The following is a 2804-nucleotide window of genomic DNA, read 5'->3' on the forward strand; positions in this document are numbered from 1 at the left end:
GCGATGCGCTGGTGCATGTCTCCGGCCATCCGCGGCGCAGCGAATTGCGCAAGATGTATGAATGGGTGCGCCCGCAGATCGGCGTTCCCGTGCATGGCGAGGCGGCACATCTGGTGGCGCAGGGCTCGCTGATGTCGACATCGGGCATCGGCCAGGTGGCGCAGGTGCGCGACGGCGACATGCTCAGGCTTGCTCCCGGCCCAGCCACCATCATGGATCAGGTGCCGTTCGGCCGTATCTACAAGGATGGCAGACTGATCGGCACCGATCAGGCGATGGGCATCCGCGACCGGCGCAAATTGTCCTTTGCCGGCCACGTGGCGGTCAATGTCGTGTTGGACGACAAATATGAGCTTGCCGGCGACCCCGATTTGGTCGCCATCGGAGTCGCCGAGGCCGATGGCCGTGGCGAGTCGCTGGAAGATCTGATGATCGATGCGGCAATCGGCGCGGTGGACTCGATCCCCCGTCAGCGCCGAAAAGACCTCGACCTGGTGCAGGAAGCAGTGCGGCGCGCCGTGCGCGGCGCCGCCAACGAAGCCTGGGGCAAGAAGCCGTTGGTGACGGTGTTCGTCACTCGCTGAGGGGAGTGGGGCAGTAAGGGAGTAGGGCAGTAGGGATTTCGATACGAGGCAGGTCAGCTTTTCCCCTATTGCCATACTGCCCTATTGCCTTACTGCCCTGGGGAAAACCTATGCTCGGACGTCTGAACCATGTCGCGCTTGCCGTGCCGGATCTGGCTGCTGCCGTAGCGGCCTACCGCAACACGCTCGGCGCGGAGGTTACGGCGCCGCAGGCACTGCCGGAGCACGGGGTGACGGTGGTGTTCGTCAATGTCGGCAACACCAAGGTCGAACTTCTGGAGCCTTTGGGCGAGGGATCGCCGATCGCCGCCTTCCTGGAGAAGAACCCCTCCGGCGGCATGCATCACCTTTGCTATGAGGTCGACGACATCCTGGCCGCGCGCGATCAGCTCAAGGCCGCCGGCGCCCGCGTGCTGGGCGACGGCAACCCGAGGATCGGCGCGCACGGCAAGCCGGTGCTGTTCCTGCATCCGAAGGATTTCTTCGGCACGCTGATCGAACTGGAGCAATCATGAGCTGGGTTTCGTTCACAGCCCTGTTTTTCGCGACCTGGTGGGTGGTGCTGTTTGCCGTGCTGCCGTTCAGCGTGAGGACGCAGGACGACGATCACGACGTGACGCTCGGCACGGTTCCGAGCGCGCCGCGTGGGCCTCACATGCTGCGCGCCGTGATCCGCACCACCATCGCCACCGCGATCCTGATGGGCATTTTCTATGGCTTGACGCATGGGCTGGGATACAGCCTCAACGACATCCCGCACATCGTGCCGGAATTCAGCCAGACGCCGGCTAAATAGACTGTCCAGCGACGGCGTTTTCATATGTCGGAACCGGGCGGGTTTCGGCGGGAATGTCGTGCCGTTTTGCGGCCTGACGAGCGCTGACGCTGGGTAAGGTGGTTTGGCAACGCGTTGCGCTAAGCAGATGATTGCACAAAAAAAATGCAAGGCACGAGGCCTTGCAATTTAAACGCGTCCGATCTGTTTCCGGTTTCCGGCGGCAGCGAGTAACCGCGCCTAGATCGCATCCTCCCAAGACTTTGACCGCGTAGGAGAGCAGATTTTTTTCTGCCCTCTCGGTTATCGAGGTACATTAGCCTAAGGCGAATGAAAATGTCACGAAGAATTTTGCCTTGAAACGGGCATTCTCGTGCTGCACTGCACAATAGTGTGGCAGGCGTTGCTTGGCGAACGATCACCAAGACGCGCACAGTGACCGGGAGGCCTTGCAGCGCCGTGGGTCTTCTGGACGGGCGAACGGCGGTGCGACGCTTCTGATCCCGGCTACCCATGTTTTTTGGAAATCGATTCCGCTTTTCGGGCCGAAGCGTCCGGGTTCCCATTCCGCCTTGAAATGGCTATGAAGCCGGGTCAAGCAAGCCAAAGTCGCGCCGATTCTGACGCGGCCCTCCTCACTCACGGACCTGCCCATGCGTTTGTCGCGCTATTTCCTGCCGATCCTCAAAGAAAATCCGCGCGAGGCCGAGATCGTCTCGCACCGGCTGATGCTGCGCGCCGGCATGATCCGCCAGCAGGGGCAGGGCAGTTTCTCGTGGCTGCCGCTCGGCAAGCGGGTGCTGGACAAGGTCTGCCGCATCATCCGCGAGGAGCAGGATCGCGCCGGTGCGCTGGAAATCCTGATGCCGACCATCCAGTCGGCCGATCTGTGGCGCGAAAGCGGCCGCTATGACGACTACGGCAAGGAGATGCTGCGCATCAAGGACCGGCAGGACCGCGACATGCTCTACGGCCCCACCAATGAGGAAGTGGTCACCGAGATCGTCCGCGCCTATGTGAAGTCCTACAAGGACCTGCCGCTCAATCTCTACCACATCCAGTGGAAGTTCCGCGACGAAGTGCGGCCGCGCTTCGGCGTCATGCGGTCGCGCGAGTTCCTGATGAAGGACGCCTATTCCTTCGATCTCGACTTCGAAGGCGCCAAGGCGGCCTACAACAGGATGTTCGTGTCCTATCTCCGGACTTTTACGCGCATGGGGCTGCAGGCAATACCGATGCGGGCCGACACCGGGCCGATCGGCGGCGATCTCAGCCATGAATTCATCATCCTGGCCGACACCGGCGAGAGCCAGGTCTACTGCCACCGCGACTATCTTGCGCTCGATGTGCCCGGCGCCAACACCGATTTTGCCAACGACGCCGAGATCGCCGACATCGTCAAGACATGGACGACGCCCTACGCCGCCACCGACGAGATGCATGAC

4 protein-coding genes are annotated in these 2804 nt (G+C 62.0%); all 4 read left to right on the forward strand.

Annotated features, from left to right (window positions below; all coding sequences use genetic code 11):
* Window positions 1-584 (forward strand): ribonuclease J (locus EN990_RS35035; protein WP_164766232.1); only part of this gene is annotated, 584 nt, incomplete at its 5' end.
* Between the two features lie 110 nt (window positions 585-694).
* Window positions 695-1099 (forward strand): methylmalonyl-CoA epimerase, encoded by a 405-nt coding sequence (mce, locus tag EN990_RS35040; RefSeq protein WP_013531105.1) that lies wholly within the window; start codon window positions 695-697, stop codon window positions 1097-1099.
* Window positions 1096-1380 carry a DUF1467 family protein gene (locus EN990_RS35045; protein ID WP_013531106.1) on the forward strand — a complete coding sequence of 95 codons (285 nt, stop codon included), beginning with the start codon at window positions 1096-1098 and terminating at the stop codon, window positions 1378-1380. Before mce ends, EN990_RS35045 begins: the two co-directional genes overlap by 4 nt.
* A gap of 632 nt (window positions 1381-2012) precedes the next feature.
* A partial coding sequence (gene proS / locus EN990_RS35050) for a proline--tRNA ligase (protein ID WP_127388572.1) occupies window positions 2013-2804 on the forward strand: 792 nt, incomplete at its 3' end.

This window comes from Mesorhizobium sp. M7A.F.Ca.US.005.03.1.1 (assembly GCF_003997975.1).
Classification (GTDB): Bacteria; Pseudomonadota; Alphaproteobacteria; order Rhizobiales; family Rhizobiaceae; genus Mesorhizobium; species Mesorhizobium ciceri.